The organism is Sulfitobacter dubius (assembly GCF_027214245.1).
Taxonomy (GTDB): domain Bacteria; phylum Pseudomonadota; class Alphaproteobacteria; order Rhodobacterales; family Rhodobacteraceae; genus Sulfitobacter; species Sulfitobacter dubius_A.
In genome coordinates, this window is record NZ_JAPWHM010000003.1 from 132,128 (window position 1) to 151,816 (window position 19,689).

The window sequence follows — 19,689 nt, forward strand, 5'->3', positions numbered from 1 at the left end:
TCCGGGTAGTCTGCAGACAAGCCAAAAGGAGACCAAGATGCCCCTGCAGATGACCCGTGAGGTCTTTATCACCTGCGCCGTGACCGGATCCGGCAGCAGCCAAGATCGGTCACCCCATGTTCCCCGCAGCCCTGAACAGATCGCCAATTCAGCCATCGCCGCCGCCAAAGCGGGTGCGGCGATTGTGCATTGCCACGTGCGCGACCCCGAGAGCGGCGTGCCTTCACGCGATCCGAAACTCTACCGCGAAGTGACCGACCGCATCCGCGATGCCGAGGTCGACGTGGTGCTGAACCTCACCGCAGGCATGGGCGGCGACATCGTCTTTGGCCCGCCCTCCGCGCCACTGCCGCTGAACGATGCCACCGATATGGTCAGCGCCGAAGAACGGCTGGCCCATATCGAAGACTGCCTGCCCGAGATATGCACCCTTGATTGCGGCACGATGAATTTTGCCGAAGCCGACTATGTGATGACCAACACGCCCGTCATGCTGACAACGATGGGCGCGCGGATGGAAGCGCTTGGCGTGAAGCCAGAGATCGAAGCCTTTGATACAGGCCACCTTTGGTATGCAAAACAACTGGTTAAAGACGGCGTGTTATCTTCGCCCGCGCTGGTGCAGCTTTGCATGGGCATCCCATGGGGCGCGCCCAATGACCTGAACACCTTTATGGCGATGGTTAACAATGTGCCTGACGACTGGAACTGGTCCGCCTTTTCAATTGGCCGTGACGAGATGCCTTATGTGGCCGCATCTGTTTTGGCAGGGGGCCATGTGCGCGTCGGGCTTGAGGATAATCTGTGGCTCGGCAAAGGCGAGCTTGCCACCAATGAAGCGCTTGTTTCGCGGGCCGTGTCGATCATTGAAAATATGGGGGCAACCCTCATGGGCCCTGATGCCGTGCGCCAAAAGCTGGGCCTGACCAAGCAGGCACCGCGATGACCAAAACAGCAGCTATCATCGGGGGTGGTGTCATTGGCGGCGGCTGGGCCGCGCGCTTTGCCTTGTCGGGATGGAACGTCGCGATTTTTGACCCCGATCCCGAAGCCAAACGCAAAATCAGCGAAGTCATGGCAAACGCGCGCCGGTCCCTGCCCGCCTTGTCCGAGGTGGCACTGCCGCCCGAAGGTCAGGTACAAATCGTCCCGACTTTGGCCGACGCCGTCGCAGAGGCCGACTGGATTCAGGAAAGCGCGCCGGAACGGCTTGAGATGAAGCACAAGATCTTCGCCGAGATCCAGATCCACTGCCGCAAAGACGCGCTGATCGGCTCTTCGACCTCGGGCTTCAAACCGTCCGAACTGCAGCAAGGGGCGCTTCGGCCCAACCAAATTTTTGTCGCGCACCCGTTCAACCCTGTCTATCTGCTGCCGCTTATCGAACTGGTCGGTGACGATGCCACGACCACGCGCGCGCAAGCGGTGCTTACTGAAATCGGCATGAAGCCCCTAAAGCTACGCAAGGAAATCGACGCGCATGTGGCAGATCGCTTTCTCGAAGCGGTCTGGCGCGAAGCGCTTTGGCTGATCAAGGACGGCATCGCCACGACCGAGGAAATCGATGACGCGATCCGGTTTGGCTTTGGTCTGCGTTGGGGGCAGATGGGCCTGTTTGAAACCTACCGTGTGGCGGGCGGCGAGGCCGGGATGGCCCATTTCATCGAACAGTTCGGGCCCTGCCTGCAATGGCCTTGGACCAAGTTGATGGACGTGCCCGAACTGACCGATGATTTGGTACAGAAGGTCGCCAGCCAATCGGACGCGCAATCCGGTGCCCATACGATCCGAGAGCTTGAACGCATTCGCGACGACAATCTGGTGTCCATGATGCGGTCCCTGAAGGGCCGTGATTGGGGTGCAGGGGCGTTGTTGAACGCGCATGACGCCCGCCTTGAGGGCAAAGCCGACCCCGACTTTACTAAACCCATTATCACTGTCGCCCGCGCCATTCCAATCGATTGGACGGATTACAACGGGCACATGAACGAAAGCCGCTATGGGCAGCTGTGGTCTGACGCGGCCGACGCGCTCATGCGCATGATCGGGGCCGATGACGCCTATATCAAATCCGGCTTCAGCTACTTTACCGCCGATACTCACACCAAGTTCCGCAATGAATGCCACGCTGGCGACAACGTCACCGTTGTCACGACCATTCTTGAGGGTGCGGGTAAAAAGCTGCGGCTGTTCCACGAATTGAAGACTGCCGAAGGCGAGGTGATCGCAACCTGCAACCAGTTCCTGCTGCACGTCAGTCTGGAAACCCGCAAATCCTGCGACCCTGCGGCGCATGTCAGCGACAAGCTCGCCTCCATCATCGCGGCCCAAGCCGCCCTGCCCAAGCCGGAGCCTAGCTGATGCATTTTGGATTGACCGAAGAGCAAGAGATGATCGTTTCCACCGTGCGATCCTTTGTCGAAAAGGAAATCTACCCCCACGAGGCCGAGGTAGAGCGCACTGGCGAAGTCCCCCATGACATCGCGCAGGCAATCAAGCAAAAGACGCTGGATCTGGGGTTTTACGCCTGCAACTTCCCCGAAAGCGTTGGCGGGGCTGGCCTCTCGCATCTTGAATTTGCGCTGGTAGAACGCGAATTGGGCCGCGGCTCTATGGCACTGAACCACTTCTTTGGGCGGCCGCAGAATATCCTGATGGCCTGCAGGGACGATCAGGTTGACCGCTACCTCACCCCCGCCGTTCGCGGCGAAAAGATGGATGCGCTGGCAATGACCGAACCCGATGCCGGGTCCGATGTGCGGGGCATGAAATGTACGGCCAAACGCGATGGCGGTGACTGGCTTCTGAACGGAACCAAGCATTTCATCTCTGGCGCGGATCATGCAGATTTCGTGATCGTCTTTGTGGCAACCGGCGAAGACGACACGCCGCGCGGCCCCAAAAAACGCATCACGACCTTTCTGGTCGACCGCGGCACGCCCGGCTTCACCATCCGTGATGGCTACAAATCCGTCTCGCACCGTGGCTACAAAAACATGATCCTCGAATTTGACAACTGCCGCCTGCCCGATGCTCAGGTTCTGGGCGAGGTGGATGGCGGCTTTGCGGTGATGAATGAATGGCTCTACGCCACCCGGATCACGGTCGCGACAATGTCTGTGGGTCGTGCACGACGTTGCTTTGACATGGCGTTGAATTACGCGGCTGAGCGCACACAGTTTGGTCAGCAGATCGGCAAGTATCAGGGCATCAGCTTTCAGCTTGCCGACATGATCACCGAAATCGATGCCGCCGAGTACCTGACATTGGCGGCGGCGTGGCGGTTGGATCAGGGCCTGACTGCGAACCGCGAAATCGCCAGTGCGAAGCTTTACGCCTCCGAAATGCTGGCGCGGGTGACAGATGCCACCCTGCAAATCTTTGGCGGCATGGGCTTGATGGATGACTTCCCCATTGAACGGTTCTGGCGGGACGCGCGGGTCGAACGGATCTGGGATGGCACATCTGAAATCCAGCGCCACATCATCAGCCGCGATCTCTTGCGCCCCCTTGGCGCCTAAGGGTCACGGGTATGGGTGATCTTGAGCGCCTCCTTCGCCCCCGCTCCATCGCCGTTGTCGGCGGCGGGGCGTGGTGCGACTCCGTGATCGAGCAAAACCAGAAGATCGGTTTCAATGGTGATATCTGGCCCGTGCATCCAAAAAAGGACAGTGTTGGCGGCTTGCCGGCCTTTAAGACGCTTGCCGATTTACCAAATGCGCCGGATGCGACGTTCATCGGAGTGAACCGCCGCGCAACCATCGATCTGGTCGGCGAGCTGAACCAGATGGGTGCCGGGGGCGCCGTGTGTTTTGCAAGCGGCTTCAAAGAAACCGCTGACGGCGGGGTTCTGAATGACCAATTGCTGGCCGCAGCAGGGGGAATGCCCATCCTCGGGCCGAATTGCTACGGGGTTCTGAATGCCGTGGATCAGGTGGCGCTTTGGCCGGATCAACATGGGCTGGTGCCCGTCGAAAGCGGCGTGGCGATCTTGGCGCAATCGTCCAACATCGCGATCAACCTCACGATGCAGCAACGTGGGTTGCCCATCGCCTATACCATCACCGCGGGCAATCAAGCGCAGCAAGGGATTGCCAGCATTGCTCAAACTGTCATCCGCGATGACCGCGTGACGGCACTTGGCTTTTACATCGAAAGCTTTGGCGACATCGCGGATTTTGAAGAACTGGCGCGGCTGTCGCAGGCGCTCGGCAAGCCGATTGTGGCGCTGAAGGTGGGCCGTTCGCAGGAATCACAACTGGCGACCATTTCGCATACCGCCTCGCTCGCGGGCAGCAGCGCGGGATCGGATGCGGTATTGGCGCGGCTTGGCATTGCGCGGGTCAGCTCCCCCGCTGCGCTGCTTGAGACGTTAAAGCTGTTTCACTGCCATGGCCGCCTGTCCGGGGGGCGCATTGCGTCGCTAAGCTGCTCGGGCGGCGAGGCGAGCGTCATGGCGGATACCGCCGCGCATTATGGTCTGACCTTCCCGCCCCTGACATCTGCTCAAACAGATACGCTTTCCCAGCACCTCAGTTCGCTGGTCAATCTGACGAACCCTTTGGATTATCACACACAAATCTGGCGCGATAAGGCGGCTATGACAGCCGTGTTTGCCGCCATGACGGGCGAGGATATCGACCTGACGCTTGTGGTGCTTGATTTCCCGCGCCTAGACAGCTGTGCCGCCGATGATTGGATGATTGCAATCGAGGCGATCGAGGAGGCAGCCCGTCAAACGGGCCGTCCCTTTGGCGTGGTTGGGTCCATCGTGGAAAACCTGCCCGAAGCAATTGCAAAACGCCTGCTTGGTGCGGGGATCGTGCCGCTGTGCGACTTTGGCACGGCCTGCGAAGCGATCAGCGCGGCGCGCATGCCATCGCGCCAAAATCACCAACCCCTGCTACCTGCCCCCAGCTTCGCAAAGACGATCACGGTCACCGAAGGCGATGCCAAACGAGCCCTTGCGGCATACGGCTTGGATATCCCCACAAGCCGTGCAGGCATCGCCCCTGCGGATGTGGTCAATTGCGCCGAAAAGATCGGTTTTCCCGTGGTCCTGAAGGGCGAAGGTGTCGCCCATAAAACCGAAACCGGCGCGGTAAAGCTGAACCTCACTGACGCGGAACAAGTCAGCGCGGCGGCGCAGACGATGCAGGCCGAAACCTTCCTAGTCGAAGAAATGATCACCGGCACTGTCGCGGAGCTTTTGCTAGGCATCGTCGCGGACCCCGCCCATGGGTTTGTCCTGACATTGGCCGCGGGCGGCACCCTGACGGAGATTCTGGAGGACGGTCAATCCTTGCTGCTCCCCACCACGGACACAGATATTCGCCACGCCCTGGGCCGATTAAGAATACACCCCCTGTTGAGCGGCTATCGCGGTGGTGAGCCAGCCAACATAGACGCCATTGTTGACGCGGCCCTAAAGCTGCAAAACTTTGTCACCGACCACGCTGACGAAATTGCCGAAATCGAAATCAATCCCCTCATCTGTACAAAAGACCGCGCGATCATCGCCGATACGCTTTTGGTGAAAGGAACATTATGACAAGCCCCGTTAAAACGCGCCGAGAGGGTGCCGTGCTCGAAATCACTCTGGACCGCCCAAAGGCCAATGCCATCGATCTGCAAACCAGCCGTATCTTGGGCGATACCTTTGCCGCCTTTCGTGACGACCCTGATTTGCGGGTTGCGATTATCACAGGTGCCGGGCCGAAATTCTTTTGCCCCGGTTGGGATTTGAAAGCTGCTGCGGATGGCGACGAGGTGGATGGTGATTATGGCGTAGGCGGCTTTGGCGGCCTGCAAGAATTGCGCGACATGAACAAACCGGTGATCGCTGCGGTAAACGGGATTTGCTGTGGCGGCGGGCTTGAACTGGCGCTGTCTGCAGACGTTATCCTAGCAGCAGATCATGCCAGTTTCGCGCTACCCGAAATCACCTCCGGCACGGTGGCTGATGCCGCCTCCATCAAATTGCCAAAGCGCATCCCCTATCACATCGCAATGGAGATGCTGCTCACGGGCCGCTGGCTGGACGCCGAAGAAGCCAACCGCTGGGGGTTTGTGAACCACGTCCATGCGGCAGATGAACTGATGGCGCAGGCTTGGGATATGGCCCGTCTATTGGCCTCGGGCCCGCCGCTGGTCTATGCCGCGATCAAGGAAATCGTGCGGGATGCCGAGGATAGCAACTTTCAGGACAGCATGAACCGGGTCACCAAACGCCAGCTAAAGACTGTCGATGTGCTTTATGGGTCGGAGGATAACGCCGAAGGTGCGCGGGCCTTTGCTGAAAAGCGAGATCCGGTCTGGAAAGGGCGCTAAGAGCGTCGCATCCGGGCTTTCATCGGACCGCGGGGATATTAGTCCCGCGCCACCTCAACGGCCCACTCAATGAACGGTTGAGCCGCGGCTTTTCTGCTCCCGGATCTGGACGACGGGATAAAATAGCCGTTCCCAAACTTTCTAGCGTTTTCCATGAGATTTCACGCTGCTGGCGAGAAAAACATCCCAATCCACGGAGGCGCAGTCGGAATTGTTAGCGCAAACCGTCACCCGTACCAGAAACGCAGATCAGTCGGATCGATCAAGTGATTGATTTAATGGCGGACCCTAGAGGATTCGAACCTCTGGCCTCTGCCTTCGGAGGGCAGCGCTCTATCCAGCTGAGCTAAGGGTCCACTGAGGGGCGGTATAGCCAGAGCGGGCCGCCCCTGCAATGGGAAATCCGGGGGCCAGGGCGGCGAAATTGAGCTTAGGCGAAAAGATCATGCGCCAATTCAAGTGCGTCAACCAATGTGTCGACCTCGGCGCGGGTGTTATACATGCCAAAGGACGCGCGGCAGGTGGCAGAAACCCCCAGATGGGTCATCAAAGGTGCCGCGCAATGGTGCCCGGCCCGCACCGCCACGCCCTTTTTGTCGAGCACGGTTGAAATGTCATGGGCATGGGCCGCGCCATCCAAGGTGAAACTAAAGATAGCCGCCTTATCCGGTGTCGTGCCCTGAAGGTTAAGCCAGTTCAGCCCACTGAGACGGGACACGGCGTAATCGCGCAGATCATCTTCATGGGCGGCGATATTTTCCATCCCCAGGTCCATCATGAAATCCAGCGCCACGCCCAAGCCGATGGTGGCCACGATGCCGGGGGTGCCCGCCTCGAACATCATCGGCGGATCGTTGTAGCTCACCGCGTCTTTGCTGACTTCGCGGATCATGTCGCCGCCCCCGATGAAGGGGCGCATTTCGGCCATCCGCTCGGATTTGATATAGATCGCGCCTGAGCCCGAGGGGCCATAGAGTTTGTGCCCCGTGACGGCGTAGAAATCACAGCCGATGTCTTGGACATCCACCGGCATATGCACCGCCCCCTGCGAGCCATCGACCAGCACCGGAACGCCTTTTTCATGCGCCGCTGCGGTGATGGATTTCACATCGACTTTGGTCCCCAAAACATTGGAAAGATGGGAGATTGCAACCAGCTTTGTCTTTGGCCCGATGGCATCGATCACCGCCTGCGGGTCCAGCGCGCCGGTGACGTCTACGTCGACCCATTTCAGCACTACGCCCTGCCGCTCGCGCAGGAAATGCCAGGGCACGATATTGGCGTGATGCTCCATCACCGACAGGACGATCTCATCACCGGCCTGCATCCGCGGCATGGCCCAGCCATAGGCCACGGTGTTGATCCCCATAGTAGCACCGGTGTTCAGCACGATTTCATCTTCTGATCCGGCATTGAGAAACCGTGCAACAGTCCCGCGCACGCTTTCATATTTGTCGGTCGCTAGATTAGAAAGGTAGTGCAAGCCACGGTGAACATTAGAGTATTCATTCGCGTAAGCTTGGGTGATCGCATCGATCACCACCTGCGGCTTCTGCGCTGATGCACCATTGTCGAGATAGACCAGCGGCTTGCCGTTCACCTCGCGGCCGAGGATCGGAAACTGCGCCCGGACAGCATCAACGTTGAACATGTTTCAAACTCCTTGGGCGGTCAGCCCGATCAAAGACAGCAGGAGGCCAAGACCCAGCAAGACCCCAAGCGCGGCCCCTGCCAGCACAGCGGCGGCATGGAAGAGCCCCGGCAGATGCAGCAGTTCGGCCACGAAATTCAGCAGGATCCAAAGACCCCAAAAAGTAACGACGAAAGAAGCCAGCAGCGCCACCGGCGGCAGGGCCAATGTCAACAGCAGGATCCCCAATTGCGCGCAGAGCCGGAGCGCCTGCAACCAGACCACGGCCGCGAGAAGCGGGGCCGCCGCGCCCTGCCCGCCCAAGGCCCGACCGACCCAAGACAGCGCATGAACATAGAGCACCATCAAACCGGCCAGCAGCGCAAAAAGCACCAGTGGCGATTGGAAATAACTCGGCAATGCCATGGCGGGCGGCGCGATCACGAACATCGCCGAGATCAACAGCGCGTTAAGCGCCGCGACCAAAGCGAGCGATGTCCAAATCACCTCGCGGCCCAAAGGCAGGGCCGCGATCATCCGCGCTGCGGCGCGGGGGCTGCGCAATGTGGTTTGCGCGAGTTGGATTAGGGCGGCGCTGTCCATCTCAGCCCCGCTGTGCCGCAAGCAGGCCTGCGATCCAGAACCAGAAGAACACGGCCAACCAGAGCACGCCGACGATCTGCGCCTGCACGCCCGGCCCGATAAAGCCAAGCGCGAGGCCCAGCAACAACAGGATCGGCGCGGAAGCGAGCAGTGACCAAACCAAGGTCAAGCGTACCGCGTAGCCAGTGAGCCGCTGCCCCGCGACGCGGCTGATCGCCCAGATCATCGCCGCCAGACCATAGAGCAGCATCGGCATCACGAAGATCCAGAAAAACGCGCTCCAATACTGCCGCACGGCCAGCGGTCCTTCGGGGTCAAGATGCGCCGCGCGGGCTTGATAAGGGGACAGGGCCACGAAAATCAGCAGCCCCGCCATGAGCGCGAACATCAGAACGCGCACCTCGTTACGGCCCTGCGCCAACAGCCCCGACATCACTTTGCCGGGGCCGCGATAGGTCGCAACGATATCGCTGGTGACAGCCATCAGGCGCTACGACGCTCCAACCACGCGCTGAGACGCCCGTTGATCTCTTCGCGCAGGTCCTCGGCTTCGATCTCTTCCACCGCTTCGGCAAGAAAGGCCAGTGTCAGAAGGTCGGTCGCCTCGGCATGAGACACGCCCCGGGCGCGGAGGTAGAACAGCGCCTCTTCGTCGATCGCACCAGAGGTCGAGCCATGCGAACAGGCCACGTCATCAGCGTAGATCTCAAGCTCGGGCTTGGCGAGGAACTGGCTGTCGCCGTCCAGCAAAAGCGATTGGCTGATCTGGTAGCCATCGGTCTTCTGCGCGCCTTCCTTGACGAGGATCTTGCCTTGGAACACGCCTGTCGCACCGTTGCGCAGCACCTTCTTAAAGACCTGACGACTTTCGCAATTCACCGCATCATGGGTGATGAAAACCGTGTCGTCATGATGGAAGTCACCATCGCCGACGCAGGCACCGGCCACATAGGCCGAGGCATCATCGCCGGTAAGCTCGATCACGCATTCGTTGCGCGTCAGCGCGCCGTTCACGGTGACGGTGAAGCTCTTGAACAGCGACTCGCTGCCAAGACGGGTGAAGACATGTGTTGCGGCCCGGCGCTCATGATCGCGGCCCTGTGCACGAACATGGTGGAAGCGCGCGTTGTCGGCCACTTCAACCTCCATCACGGTATTGAAGCGCGCAGCGGCAGGGCCGTTCTCCAAAAGCGTCACTTCGGCGTCTTTTTCGAGCTTCACGACGTGGTGCAACATCGCATCCGAAGTCTCTGATTTATGGGTATAAACCAGATTGATCGGCTTGCTCACTTGGCCGGTGACATGGATCAGCACCCCATCACTCGCGAAGGCTGTATTCAGCGCGGCCAGTGGCCGTTGAACCGGCGTCTGGCCGTTCTTTTCCAGCGCACCATAGAGGTCACGCGCCCAATGCAGATCACTGTCCGCCGCCGCGAGCCGCTCGATGCTGACGCCTTCAAGCGACAGATCGTCGGAGGCTTCGGCGTCGAATTCACCGTCGACGAAGACGATACGCAGACGGTTGGTATCGTCGAAAAGCGGCGCCTCGCCGTGATCGAAAATCGCGGCAGGCTGCGCCTCGGGTTGCGTCAACGTGTCGGGGCGGGTGAACTTCCAGTATTCATCCCGGCGTTGCGGCAGGCCCATGGCCCGAAGCCGCGCCAGCGCGTCCTCGCGCGCCGCCTGAGCCCAGCCACCCTGCGGCATGCTGAGCCGTGCGATCATCGCCTCGGTCGGGGTTTCTTGCAGTTTCGCTTCGGCCATTATGCCACCTCAGCGAGAATGTCTGCGTAGCCGTTGTTCTCGACCTCAAGGGCAAGCTCGGGGCCACCGGTCTTGATGATGCGACCGTCGTGCATGATGTGCACAACATCGGGTTTGATGTGGTCCAGAAGACGCTGGTAGTGGGTGATGACAAGGAAACCACGGCCTTCGGTACGCAGGGCGTTCACACCTTCGGCGACCAGTTTCATGGCATCGACGTCAAGCCCCGAGTCGGTCTCGTCAAGGATGCACATCTTTGGCTCAAGCATGGCCATCTGCAGGATTTCGTTACGTTTTTTCTCACCACCCGAGAAGCCCATGTTCACAGGCCGCTTCAGCATGTCAGCGTCAATCTTCAGATCCTTCGCCTTAGCGCGGATTTCCTTGAGGAAGTCTGCCGCCGACATTTCCTCTTCGCCGCGCGCCTTGCGCTGTGCGTTCACCGCGGTGCGCAGGAAGGTCATGTTGCCGACGCCGGGAATTTCAACGGGGTATTGGAAAGCAAGGAAAAGGCCCGCCGCGGCGCGCTCTTCGGGCTCCAAGTCCAGCAGGTCTTCGCCTTCGAGCGTGGCAGAGCCTTCGGTGACCTCGTAGCCATCCTTGCCCGAGAGCACGTAGCTCAACGTCGACTTACCCGAGCCGTTAGGCCCCATGATGGCGTGTACTTTGCCAGCTTCGACTTCCAGATCGACGCCTTTGAGGATCTGCTTGTCCTCTTCTTCCAGTTTCACCTGCAGGTTCTTGATGCTCAGCATTTCGGTCTCCTTCTGGCGCGCTTTGCGCCGCAATTCATGCTATTTCAGTGTTATCTCAGGGGCTTGCCCCTGCGTGTTAAAGTTCATGCCGCCCCCTCATGGGCACAGAGCGCGGCGGGAAAGTGTTCGATCAGCGCCGCGCGGCAGGCAGCAATGCCGTCGTGATAGACCAACGGCGCATCGGGTTTGCGGGCCGCCGAAATATCGGCCAAGGCGATCGGCACGCGCATGTCACGGCCCACCGAGGCGGCGTAGTCGTGGAACTTGAGCCGTCCCTGTCCTTCGGGTGCGACCCAAGTGTTCGCCACGCCGTAGGCATCCGCCGTGATCAGCCCGTGGAGGGATGAGGCAAAGACATGGGCGCAGGATGCGATCGCGGCACAGACATGCTCTACCGGATCGCGCGGATCGATCAGCACATAGGCGCTGTCGGAGGCCACGAGATCCAGCAGTTCGGGAGCATCGGCGAGCGTATGATGCGGCACGATGCCGATCTTGTCGCCGCGCGGTGCATCGCTTGGAAGAACCTCGTTCACTAAAAGCCCGGGGTCGCCGAAAGCGTCAGTCTCTACCCCCAAAAGCGCCGCGGTTACCGGACCGCGCAGCAATGCGATCTCGATGTTTTTCAAGAACGCACGGCCCCCCGCGGGACGCAGCAGACCGCTGCCCCAGATTACCGGCTTGGCCCCGTCGCGCGGCGTGTCGAAATTGCGCCGCACGATTTGCAAAAGCGAGCCAAGACCAAAGACATCCGCCTCGTCCACCGACGCATGGGCCACCCGCCGCCCTGAGACATGGCTCAGGATCAGCGGGCTCAGCGCATCGCCGAAATTCGGCTGCGCCTTCCACCAATGCAGGCGGAGGGGGGTTTGCGCCGCAGCAAGGCTCATCAGCCGACGGAGCCTTCCAGCGAAATAGCCACCAGCGCTTGCGCTTCCATGGCGAACTCCATCGGCAGGGCTTGCAGCACGTCCTTGCAGAACCCGTTCACAACCAGCGCCACGGCCTCTTCCTCGTCCATCCCGCGCGAGCGGCAGTAGAACATTTGATCGTCGTCCACCTTAGAGGTGGTCGCTTCATGCTCGACCCGGCTGCTGTTATTCTTGACCTCGATGTAAGGCACAGTATGCGCCCCGCATTCCGAGCCGATCAGCAAGCTGTCACACTGGGTGTAGTTGCGCGATTCCTTGGCCTTGGGGTGCATCGAAACGAGGCCACGGTAGGTGTTCTGCGCCTTGCCCGCCGAGATGCCCTTGGACACGATGCGCGACTTGGTGCGCTTGCCGAGATGAATCATCTTGGTGCCGGTGTCGGCCTGCTGCATGTTGTTGGCGATGGCGATGGAGTAGAACTCGCCTTGGCTGTCGTCGCCGCGCAGGATGCAGGAGGGGTATTTCCACGTCACGGCAGAGCCGGTCTCGACCTGTGTCCACATCACCTTGGCACGGTCGCCGCGGCAGTCGGCGCGTTTGGTCACGAAGTTGTAGATGCCGCCCTTGCCGTCCTCGTCACCGGGGTACCAGTTTTGAACGGTGGAGTATTTCACCTCGGCATCTTCTTCGATGATGATCTCAACGACTGCCGCGTGAAGCTGCGACTCGTCACGTTGAGGCGCGGTGCAGCCTTCGAGGTAGGACACATAAGACCCCTTGTCGGCGATGATCAGCGTCCGCTCGAACTGGCCGGTGTTTTCCGCGTTGATGCGGAAGTAGGTCGACAGTTCCATCGGGCAGCGCACGCCCGGCGGCACGTAGACAAAGGAACCATCAGAAAAGACAGCAGAGTTCAGCGTGGCGTAGAAGTTGTCCGAGACGGGCACAACCGAGCCGAGGTATTTCTTGACCAATTCGGGATGCTCGCGGATCGCTTCGGAGATCGAACAAAAGATCACGCCAGCCTTTTTCAGCTCCTCTTGGAAAGTGGTCCCGACGGAAACGGAGTCAAAGACCGCGTCGACAGCCACTTTGCGGCCCTCGGCGGGGGCCTCTTCGGCTCCTTCCACACCGGCAAGGATCATCTGCTCTTTCAGCGGGATGCCCAGTTTCTTGTAGGTTTCCAGCAGCTTGGGGTCCACGTCATCAAGCGACTTGGGCTTTTCGGCCATGCTTTTCGGACGGGCGTAGTAATACTGGTCCTGAAAATCGATCTCGGGGTAGTCGACCATCGCCCAGTCGGGCTCTTTCTTGGTCAACCAACGATCATAAGCCGCGAGGCGCCATTCAAGCATCCATTCCGGCTCTTCGTTCTTTTCCGAGATCAGCCGCACGATGTCCGGCGTCAACCCCTTGGGGGCGTATTCCATCTCGATGTCCGTGGACCAGCCGTATTTGTATTTGCCGCCGACTTCGCGCACGGCATCCACGGTTTCCTGGTCGACGCCTTCCTTGACGCCATCATTCTCTTTCAGGGTCATATTTTCCAAGGTTTCAGTTCCTTTCCGTGGCGGCGCTCAGGCGGCCCGCGTTTCGTGCTTTTTCAGTTTGGCGGTCCAGCTTGTGGCGAACCGCAGGATATCTTCCCGGGTGGTGTTCAGGCCCAGCGACACCCGGATCGCGCTGGCGGCCTGTGTTTCATCAAAGCCCATGGCGCGCAACACGGCACTGGCGCGGACCTTGCCGCTGGAACAGGCCGATCCCGCCGAAATGGCAAAACCAGCGAGGTCCATCTGCATCACCTGGGTCTCGCCCTTCCAGCCGGGCGTAATGATGCATGAAGTGTTGGGCAGGCGCGCGGCGCCTTTCCCTACAAAAATAGTCAGACTTGTGGCATCCGCAAGGGTCGCTTCCAACAAATCACGCTGTTCGGCCACCTCTTCCCACCGCCCCGCAGAGACATCTGCCGCCGCCGCTTCTGCCGCTGCGCCAAAACCTGCGATGGCGGGGATATTTTCAGTCCCTGAGCGGCGCCCCATTTCTTGCCCGCCGCCGCGCAAAAGCGCGTGTTCGGCCAGATCGATGCCGCGCTTTACGATCAGCGCGCCGATGCCCTTAGGCCCGCCCAGCTTATGCGCCGAGATGAGGATGAAGTCCGCCCCCGACGTGGCCATTTTGAACCGCGTTTTGCCAAGGGCCTGCACCGCATCGACCAACACATAGGGGCTGCTCTTCACCGCCCAACATTGCTGCGCCAAGGGCATGGTCTGTTGTAGCACGCCGGTTTCGCTGTTGGCGGCCTGAAGGGCGACCACATCAGCGCCCATCGCAACGGTCAGATCACCGTCCCAAACGCCATGCGCATCGACGCCCAAACGATCGGCCTGCCCCCATGAGAGCACCGCGTCATGCTCCACGGCGGATGTCACCATCCGCGCGCCCATTGCCGCCGCAAGCGCCGCCGCCTCTGTTGCACCGGAGGTGAAAATCACATCGACCGGATCGCACCCCACAAGCCCCGCCACCTGCACCCGCGCGCGTTCAACCACAGCCTTGGCCGCACGACCCTCGGCATGGACCGAGGACGGGTTGCCGGGCAGTTCCATCGCCGCGATCATCGCCGCGCGCGCCTCCGCCCGCAGCGGCGTGGTTGCGTTATGGTCGAGGTAGACCCGCATCCTTCATCCTTTTCCAAATACCGCGGGGGTCCGGGGGCAGCGCCCCCGAAATCCCACATCGCCACAAGCGCGGGCTTCAGCGGCCCGAGCGCGCCCGCTACCCAAAACCACCCTCACGTCTCATCCACCACGGCAAAGAGGGTAGGCACCGCCGGACAGGGGGCCAGTCCGTTATCCACCACATCCGACAGGCGGGTCTGGTGTAAGAAGACATAGACATGCGCGCTCAGCCCCTGCCAAAGCCGGTTGGTCAGCGATTGCGCTCGGCTGCCCGAAAGCCCGCCCGAGGCGCCTGCCCCCTTGTGCATCGCGTCCACCGTCTCATCCACCGCGGCAAGCACATCGACCACGCGAATATCCGTAGCCGGACGCGCCAAACGGTAGCCCCCGCCCGGCCCCCGGACAGAGGTTACCAGCTCGGCCCGCCGCAGTTTGACGAACAACTGTTCGAGATAGGGCAAAGACACCGACTGTCGCTCGGCAATGTCACCCAGTGACACCAGCGTCCCCGCAGGCTGCAGGGCAATATCGGCCAAAGCGACCATCGCGTAGCGCCCTTTGGTGGATAGCTTCATCGTCTTACCCTCACTCGCCGTGCCATTTGATTGACGTGGGCGGCTTAAATGCCTAAGTCCAAACTGATCCACGCGACACTGCGCGGAACCAGATTAGAACCGTTCTAAGGTGGCCTAGCGAATTCGTCAACTATTCGCGGCGATCTTTGAACCCCCAGACAGGGACACCCATGCCCGAGGTTATTTTTCCCGGACCCGAAGGCCGCCTTGAAGGCCGCTACCACCCCCAAAAAGAACGTGACGCCCCGATTGCCATCGTGCTGCATCCGCATCCGCAGTTCGGCGGCACGATGAATCACAAGGTCGTCTATAACCTGCACTATGCGTTCTACAACATGGGTTTCACCGTGTTGCGCTTTAACTTCCGCGGCGTGGGCCGCAGCCAGGGTGAATATGACCAAGGCATCGGCGAATTGTCCGACGCGGCCTCGGCGCTTGATTACCTTCAATCAATGAACAACAACTCCAAACATTGCTGGGTTGCGGGTTTCTCGTTTGGTGCGTGGATCGGCATGCAACTGCTGATGCGCCGGCCAGAGATCACCGGCTTTATCTCGGTCTCGCCGCCCGCGAATATGTATGACTTTTCGTTTCTCGCGCCCTGCCCGGCCTCTGGTCTGGTCATCAACGGCACCGCCGACCGCGTGGCGCCGCCGGCTGACACAACCAATCTGGTCAGCAAGCTGCATGAGCAAAAAGGCATCACGATCACCCATCAGGAAGTCGAAGGCGCCGGGCACTTCTTTGAAGAGCCGCATATGGACACGTTGATCACCTCGACCAGTGACTATGTGAAACGCCGTCTGACGGAATCCACGCGCTGATGGCGGATGCGGTCGTTATCGAACTGGCCAACAAGCTTGCCGAGGAATGTCTCGCTGTGCAGGCCGAGACCGGTGAGGAGCGGCTGTTTATGGAAGTTGGCGAGGTGCTTGGCGCCTCGTCGCAAACGCTCGAAGAAGCCTTTTTGACGGCGATCCGAACGCGGATGGCCAACGACAAGGCGCGCGGCTTTCTCGCCCGCAAACTCCGCGAGCATCGTGGCAAGGCAGGGGCATGACCGAACGGCTCGACCAGCAGATCGCCTTTCTCAACGAGGCCGATAAGCTCAAGACCATCCTGCGCGGCACCACCCTGTGCGATGCTAGCCGGGCGGAGAATTCTGCCGAACATTCATGGCATTTGACGCTCTACGCGCTGGTTCTGGCCGATCAGGCAGGTCCAGAGGTGGACATTAATCGCGTCATCAAGATGCTGATTCTGCACGATCTTGTTGAGATCGACGCGGGCGACAATCCGATCTTCGGCGACTATGACGCCGCTGAAATGGAAGCGCAGGAACAAATCGCTGCCGACCGCATCTTTGGCCTGCTGCCCGCCGATCTGCGCGATGACCTGCGCGGGATTTGGGAAGAGTTCGAAGCCGCCGAAAGCCCCTCGGCCCGCTTTGCCAAATCGCTCGATCGATTCCAGCCCCCGATGCAAAACCTCGCCTCGGGCGGGGGCAGCTGGACCGACTACAACGTCTCAGAGGCGCAGATCGAAGAGAAGGTTGGCCGCAAGATCGCCATCGGCGCCCCTGCGCTTTGGTCCTACGCCCGAGCCCGTATCAGCAGCTTTTTCGCCGGGGTCGGCGCCTGACCGCGGGCTTCGGCATACCATGGTATACGATCTTTCTCTTTGGCCCCCGATAGGCTAAAGCACGGATAAACACATCCTCAACCAAAGGAATTCGTCATGTCGAAGATTAAGGTAGAAAACCCCATCGTCGAACTCGACGGCGATGAGATGACCCGGATCATCTGGGATTTCATTAAGAAAAAGCTGATTACCCCCTATCTTGACGTTGACCTAAAGTATTACGACCTCGGCATGGAAGTGCGGGACGAGACCGACGACCAGATCACCGTCGACGCGGCCCATGCGATCCGCGAGCATGGCGTCGGCGTGAAATGCGCCACCATCACCCCCGATGAGGCGCGGGTCGAAGAGTTTGGCCTCAAGCGCATGTACCGCAGCCCCAACGGCACCATCCGCAACATTCTGGGCGGCGTCATCTTTCGCGAGCCGATCATCTGCCGCAACGTGCCGCGCCTTGTGCCGGGCTGGACCCAGCCGATTGTCGTGGGGCGCCATGCCTTTGGCGACCAATACCGCGCCACCGATTTCCGTTTCCCCGGCAAGGGCAAGCTGACGATCAAATTCGTTGGCGACGATGGGGAGACCATTGAGAAGGAAGTCTTCGACGCGCCCTCCGCCGGTGTCACCATGGCGATGTACAACCTTGACGATTCGATCCGAGATTTCGCGCGCGCGTCATTTAACTACGGTCTGAACCGCGGCTGGCCGGTGTATCTGTCGACCAAGAACACGATCCTGAAAGCCTATGACGGACGTTTCAAGGATCTGTTCCAAGAGATCTTTGACGCAGAATTCGCCGAGGATTTTAAACAGAAAAACATCTGGTACGAACACCGTTTGATCGACGACATGGTCGCCTCGGCGATGAAATGGTCGGGCGGCTATGTCTGGGCCTGCAAGAACTACGACGGCGATGTGCAATCCGACACCGTGGCGCAGGGCTTTGGCTCGCTCGGGCTGATGACCTCGCAGTTGATGACCCCGGATGGCAAAATCGTGGAGGCCGAAGCCGCGCATGGCACCGTGACGCGCCACTACCGTCAGCACCAGAAGGGCGAAGAGACTTCGACCAACTCCATCGCCTCGATCTACGCTTGGACGGGCGGGTTGAAGCACCGCGGCAAGCTGGACGATAACACCGCGCTGATCAATTTCGCCGAGACACTTGAGAAGGTTGTCGTCGATACAGTGGAATCGGGTTTCATGACCAAAGACCTCGCGCTGTTGGTGGGGCCGGATCAGGGCTGGCTGACGACTATGGGCTTCTTGGAGAAGGTAGACGAGAACCTGAACAAGGCGTTGGCCGGCTGAGTTAACCGGATTTGCGCTAAATGCGACGGGCCGCAGTGATGCGGCCCTTTTCTATTTTTTCCTTCGCGCTGGCCACCCGGCCCGGAGTCAAGCCGAAGGCGCAGGGCCATCGTCTGCCCGCTCGTCACGCCAGAGGCCTGCCCCTATATATGGGCGCTTTGATGCGACCGAGTAGGCGATTTGGTAAGGCTGGGTGCGACCTCGCAGAAGCACATCACGGCTGAGCCATAAAGTGGCACGAGGCACCATTTGATCGCCGACCCGCGGGCAGACGCTGGCTCTCAGCCCCCTACTGCCCCCGGTTGTGCGTCCGGGCATAAAGCTTCGCGATAATCCCGCTCGCCGTCTTCTCGAACAGGCAGGGGATCAGTGCATGTACCAGCGCCGCCCCCGCCGCCACGGACAGCAGGCCCGAGAACCTCAGCGCGAAGGCCATATGCTCAAAAAACGTCTCCTCCACTTTTGCGGGATGGTCGAGAAAGATCCGTGCGATCATGGGAAACTCCTGTCTTTACCTTTGCAGCACCCTAACCCAACCCTTTTGTGACGTTTTCTCAAATCCCACCCCGCAACCGCTTGCCGCTGAGAGGATTTCCCACCAAACTCCCAAAATGACGACACTTGATGACATTGACCGCCGCATATTGGTCGAACTGCAACGCGACGCCAGCCAATCTCTCGAAGCGCTTGGGTCCGCTGTCCACCTTTCGCGCAACGCCTGCTGGCGCCGCATCCGCACGCTTGAGAAGGCAGGCGTGATCAAAAACCGCGTCACGCTCTTGGACGCCGCGAAACTTGACCTCGGCCTCAGTGTCTTCATTCAGGTGCGCACCAACGCCCATGCGCCCGATTGGTTGGACAAGTTCTCCAAGGCCACACAGGCCATGCCCGAAATTCTCGGCGTCTACCGGATGACCGGTGATCTGGACTATTTGATCCGGGCGCGGGTTCGGGATATGGCGGGATATGATCGCCTTTATCAGGACCTGATCCGCCGGGTGCCGCTGTCGGATGTTTCAGCCAGTTTCGTGATGGAGGAGATCAAAGAAACCACCGAACTCCCCCTTTGAAGAAGGCGCGCCCCCATGCATTATCTGTGGCTCATCATCGCCGTGGTGGCAGAAACCCTTGGCACGACCGCCGTGCAGGCCTCGCATCAATTCACGCGGCTTTGGCCTTCGGTGGCAGTGGTGGTTTTCTACATGATCTCATTCTACTGCATGTCGCTGACGCTGAAGGTCATGCCGGTCGGAATCGTCTATGCCTTTTGGGCGGGCCTCGGAATCGTGCTGATCGCGCTGATCGGCTTCGTGCTATTCGGCCAACGGCTAGACCTGCCTGCTGTCCTAGGCCTTTTGCTGATCATTAGCGGCATTCTGGTCATCCACCTCTTCTCGAACAGCGCCACCCATTAAGGCCGTGGCGGCGGCACAGGTTCGCGCAGTAAGGGGTGCGTCACGGCATTAGGGCTAGCAATTGTAGCCGGAGCGCGGTATGGGCGGCGCAATTATACGCGCGGCTTCAGGTTGG

At 60.1% G+C, this 19,689-nt stretch carries 21 protein-coding genes and 1 tRNA gene; 11 read left to right on the forward strand and 11 right to left on the reverse strand.

Annotated features, from left to right (window positions below; translation table 11 throughout):
- Positions 1-37 precede the first annotated feature (37 nt).
- Genes O4H31_RS07685 through O4H31_RS07705 form a run of 5 tightly spaced genes read left to right on the forward strand, consistent with a single transcriptional unit; the run spans position 38 to position 6,330 of the window.
- Positions 38-946: a 3-keto-5-aminohexanoate cleavage protein gene (locus O4H31_RS07685; protein ID WP_269344450.1), complete on the forward strand. Its 909-nt coding sequence runs from the start codon at positions 38-40 to the stop codon at positions 944-946.
- Positions 943-2,361 carry a carnitine 3-dehydrogenase gene (locus O4H31_RS07690; protein ID WP_269344452.1) on the forward strand — a complete coding sequence of 473 codons (1,419 nt, stop codon included), beginning with the start codon at positions 943-945 and terminating at the stop codon, positions 2,359-2,361. The genes O4H31_RS07685 and O4H31_RS07690 overlap by 4 nt, the downstream gene beginning before the upstream one ends.
- Complete coding sequence (locus O4H31_RS07695; RefSeq protein WP_269344453.1) at positions 2,361-3,521, forward strand: acyl-CoA dehydrogenase family protein; 1,161 nt, start codon at positions 2,361-2,363, stop codon at positions 3,519-3,521. The genes O4H31_RS07690 and O4H31_RS07695 overlap by 1 nt, the downstream gene beginning before the upstream one ends.
- A gap of 11 nt (positions 3,522-3,532) precedes the next feature.
- Positions 3,533-5,551: an acetate--CoA ligase family protein gene (locus O4H31_RS07700; RefSeq protein WP_269344454.1), complete on the forward strand. Its 2,019-nt coding sequence runs from the start codon at positions 3,533-3,535 to the stop codon at positions 5,549-5,551.
- A complete protein-coding gene (locus O4H31_RS07705; protein WP_269344455.1) occupies positions 5,548-6,330 on the forward strand; it encodes a carnitinyl-CoA dehydratase in 783 nt (260 codons plus the stop codon). Before O4H31_RS07700 ends, O4H31_RS07705 begins: the two co-directional genes overlap by 4 nt.
- Before the next feature lie 279 nt (positions 6,331-6,609).
- Here O4H31_RS07705 and O4H31_RS07710 read toward each other — a convergent pair.
- From O4H31_RS07710 to O4H31_RS07755, 10 genes are all read right to left on the reverse strand, one after another.
- Positions 6,610-6,686: transfer RNA gene (locus tag O4H31_RS07710), tRNA-Arg, on the reverse strand.
- Between the two features lie 74 nt (positions 6,687-6,760).
- Positions 6,761-7,981: a cysteine desulfurase gene (locus O4H31_RS07715; RefSeq protein WP_269344457.1), complete on the reverse strand. Its 1,221-nt coding sequence runs from the start codon at positions 7,979-7,981 to the stop codon at positions 6,761-6,763.
- Between the two features lie 3 nt (positions 7,982-7,984).
- Entirely contained in the window at positions 7,985-8,563 is a 579-nt protein-coding gene (locus tag O4H31_RS07720) for a YIP1 family protein (RefSeq protein ID WP_269344459.1), read from the reverse strand.
- Between the two features lies 1 nt (position 8,564).
- Entirely contained in the window at positions 8,565-9,047 is a 483-nt protein-coding gene (locus O4H31_RS07725) for a YIP1 family protein (protein ID WP_269344461.1), read from the reverse strand.
- Complete coding sequence (gene sufD, locus O4H31_RS07730) at positions 9,047-10,327, reverse strand: Fe-S cluster assembly protein SufD (protein WP_269344464.1); 1,281 nt, start codon at positions 10,325-10,327, stop codon at positions 9,047-9,049. The genes O4H31_RS07725 and sufD overlap by 1 nt, the downstream gene beginning before the upstream one ends.
- A complete protein-coding gene (sufC, locus tag O4H31_RS07735; RefSeq protein ID WP_067625310.1) occupies positions 10,327-11,082 on the reverse strand; it encodes a Fe-S cluster assembly ATPase SufC in 756 nt (251 codons plus the stop codon). The genes sufD and sufC overlap by 1 nt, the downstream gene beginning before the upstream one ends.
- Positions 11,083-11,165: 83 nt before the next feature.
- On the reverse strand, positions 11,166-11,972 hold the full coding sequence (locus O4H31_RS07740) for a polysaccharide pyruvyl transferase family protein (RefSeq protein WP_269344466.1): 807 nt from the start codon (positions 11,970-11,972) through the stop codon (positions 11,166-11,168).
- Positions 11,972-13,495: a Fe-S cluster assembly protein SufB gene (sufB, locus tag O4H31_RS07745; protein ID WP_269345349.1), complete on the reverse strand. Its 1,524-nt coding sequence runs from the start codon at positions 13,493-13,495 to the stop codon at positions 11,972-11,974. The genes O4H31_RS07740 and sufB overlap by 1 nt, the downstream gene beginning before the upstream one ends.
- 36 nt (positions 13,496-13,531) lie before the next feature.
- Positions 13,532-14,632: a cysteine desulfurase family protein gene (locus O4H31_RS07750; RefSeq protein ID WP_269344468.1), complete on the reverse strand. Its 1,101-nt coding sequence runs from the start codon at positions 14,630-14,632 to the stop codon at positions 13,532-13,534.
- A 113-nt stretch (positions 14,633-14,745) separates the two neighbouring features.
- A complete protein-coding gene (locus tag O4H31_RS07755; protein ID WP_269344469.1) occupies positions 14,746-15,207 on the reverse strand; it encodes an Rrf2 family transcriptional regulator in 462 nt (153 codons plus the stop codon).
- A 170-nt stretch (positions 15,208-15,377) separates the two neighbouring features.
- On the opposite strand from O4H31_RS07755, the gene O4H31_RS07760 reads away from it, so the two are divergent.
- The 4 genes from O4H31_RS07760 to O4H31_RS07775 all read left to right on the forward strand — a co-directional run bounded on the left by O4H31_RS07760 (position 15,378) and on the right by O4H31_RS07775 (position 18,159).
- The gene (locus O4H31_RS07760) at positions 15,378-16,031 is read left to right on the forward strand and encodes an alpha/beta hydrolase (RefSeq protein ID WP_093926309.1); all 654 of its coding nucleotides are present in this window, start codon (positions 15,378-15,380) and stop codon (positions 16,029-16,031) included.
- Complete coding sequence (locus tag O4H31_RS07765; protein ID WP_093926310.1) at positions 16,031-16,267, forward strand: hypothetical protein; 237 nt, start codon at positions 16,031-16,033, stop codon at positions 16,265-16,267. Before O4H31_RS07760 ends, O4H31_RS07765 begins: the two co-directional genes overlap by 1 nt.
- Positions 16,264-16,848, forward strand: a complete 585-nt coding sequence (locus O4H31_RS07770; protein WP_269344472.1) for an HD domain-containing protein — start codon at positions 16,264-16,266, stop codon at positions 16,846-16,848. The genes O4H31_RS07765 and O4H31_RS07770 overlap by 4 nt, the downstream gene beginning before the upstream one ends.
- Positions 16,849-16,944: 96 nt before the next feature.
- Positions 16,945-18,159, forward strand: a complete 1,215-nt coding sequence (locus tag O4H31_RS07775) for an NADP-dependent isocitrate dehydrogenase (protein WP_269344474.1) — start codon at positions 16,945-16,947, stop codon at positions 18,157-18,159.
- A 289-nt stretch (positions 18,160-18,448) separates the two neighbouring features.
- Here the strand turns inward: O4H31_RS07775 and O4H31_RS07780 are convergent, their stop codons facing one another.
- Positions 18,449-18,655, reverse strand: a complete 207-nt coding sequence (locus O4H31_RS07780; protein WP_269344476.1) for a DUF6356 family protein — start codon at positions 18,653-18,655, stop codon at positions 18,449-18,451.
- Positions 18,656-18,770: 115 nt separating this feature from the next.
- On the opposite strand from O4H31_RS07780, the gene O4H31_RS07785 reads away from it, so the two are divergent.
- Together O4H31_RS07785 and O4H31_RS07790 are read left to right on the forward strand one after the other, a co-directional pair.
- Entirely contained in the window at positions 18,771-19,229 is a 459-nt protein-coding gene (locus tag O4H31_RS07785; protein ID WP_132443344.1) for an Lrp/AsnC family transcriptional regulator, read from the forward strand.
- A 15-nt stretch (positions 19,230-19,244) separates the two neighbouring features.
- Positions 19,245-19,574, forward strand: a complete 330-nt coding sequence (locus tag O4H31_RS07790) for a DMT family transporter (protein WP_269344480.1) — start codon at positions 19,245-19,247, stop codon at positions 19,572-19,574.
- The last annotated feature ends 115 nt before the right edge of the window (positions 19,575-19,689 follow it).

Bases quoted from the DNA above. Each gene is read 5' to 3' on its own strand.
- O4H31_RS07750 (WP_269344468.1), bottom strand. From the start codon at position 14,632: ATGCGGGTCTACCTCGACCATAACGCAACCACGCCGCTGCGGGCGGAG.
- O4H31_RS07770 (WP_269344472.1), top strand. From the start codon at position 16,264: ATGACCGAACGGCTCGACCAGCAGATCGCCTTTCTCAACGAGGCCGAT.
- O4H31_RS07715 (WP_269344457.1), bottom strand. From the start codon at position 7,981: ATGTTCAACGTTGATGCTGTCCGGGCGCAGTTTCCGATCCTCGGCCGC.
- sufC (WP_067625310.1), bottom strand. From the start codon at position 11,082: ATGCTGAGCATCAAGAACCTGCAGGTGAAACTGGAAGAAGAGGACAAG.
- O4H31_RS07760 (WP_093926309.1), top strand. From the start codon at position 15,378: ATGCCCGAGGTTATTTTTCCCGGACCCGAAGGCCGCCTTGAAGGCCGC.
- sufD (WP_269344464.1), bottom strand. From the start codon at position 10,327: ATGGCCGAAGCGAAACTGCAAGAAACCCCGACCGAGGCGATGATCGCA.
- O4H31_RS07720 (WP_269344459.1), bottom strand. From the start codon at position 8,563: ATGGACAGCGCCGCCCTAATCCAACTCGCGCAAACCACATTGCGCAGC.
- O4H31_RS07705 (WP_269344455.1), top strand. From the start codon at position 5,548: ATGACAAGCCCCGTTAAAACGCGCCGAGAGGGTGCCGTGCTCGAAATC.
- O4H31_RS07685 (WP_269344450.1), top strand. From the start codon at position 38: ATGCCCCTGCAGATGACCCGTGAGGTCTTTATCACCTGCGCCGTGACC.
- O4H31_RS07700 (WP_269344454.1), top strand. From the start codon at position 3,533: ATGGGTGATCTTGAGCGCCTCCTTCGCCCCCGCTCCATCGCCGTTGTC.
- O4H31_RS07785 (WP_132443344.1), top strand. From the start codon at position 18,771: ATGACGACACTTGATGACATTGACCGCCGCATATTGGTCGAACTGCAA.
- O4H31_RS07695 (WP_269344453.1), top strand. From the start codon at position 2,361: ATGCATTTTGGATTGACCGAAGAGCAAGAGATGATCGTTTCCACCGTG.
- O4H31_RS07790 (WP_269344480.1), top strand. From the start codon at position 19,245: ATGCATTATCTGTGGCTCATCATCGCCGTGGTGGCAGAAACCCTTGGC.
- O4H31_RS07725 (WP_269344461.1), bottom strand. From the start codon at position 9,047: ATGGCTGTCACCAGCGATATCGTTGCGACCTATCGCGGCCCCGGCAAA.
- O4H31_RS07755 (WP_269344469.1), bottom strand. From the start codon at position 15,207: ATGAAGCTATCCACCAAAGGGCGCTACGCGATGGTCGCTTTGGCCGAT.
- sufB (WP_269345349.1), bottom strand. From the start codon at position 13,495: ATGACCCTGAAAGAGAATGATGGCGTCAAGGAAGGCGTCGACCAGGAA.
- O4H31_RS07765 (WP_093926310.1), top strand. From the start codon at position 16,031: ATGGCGGATGCGGTCGTTATCGAACTGGCCAACAAGCTTGCCGAGGAA.
- O4H31_RS07690 (WP_269344452.1), top strand. From the start codon at position 943: ATGACCAAAACAGCAGCTATCATCGGGGGTGGTGTCATTGGCGGCGGC.
- O4H31_RS07780 (WP_269344476.1), bottom strand. From the start codon at position 18,655: ATGATCGCACGGATCTTTCTCGACCATCCCGCAAAAGTGGAGGAGACG.
- O4H31_RS07740 (WP_269344466.1), bottom strand. From the start codon at position 11,972: ATGAGCCTTGCTGCGGCGCAAACCCCCCTCCGCCTGCATTGGTGGAAG.
- O4H31_RS07775 (WP_269344474.1), top strand. From the start codon at position 16,945: ATGTCGAAGATTAAGGTAGAAAACCCCATCGTCGAACTCGACGGCGAT.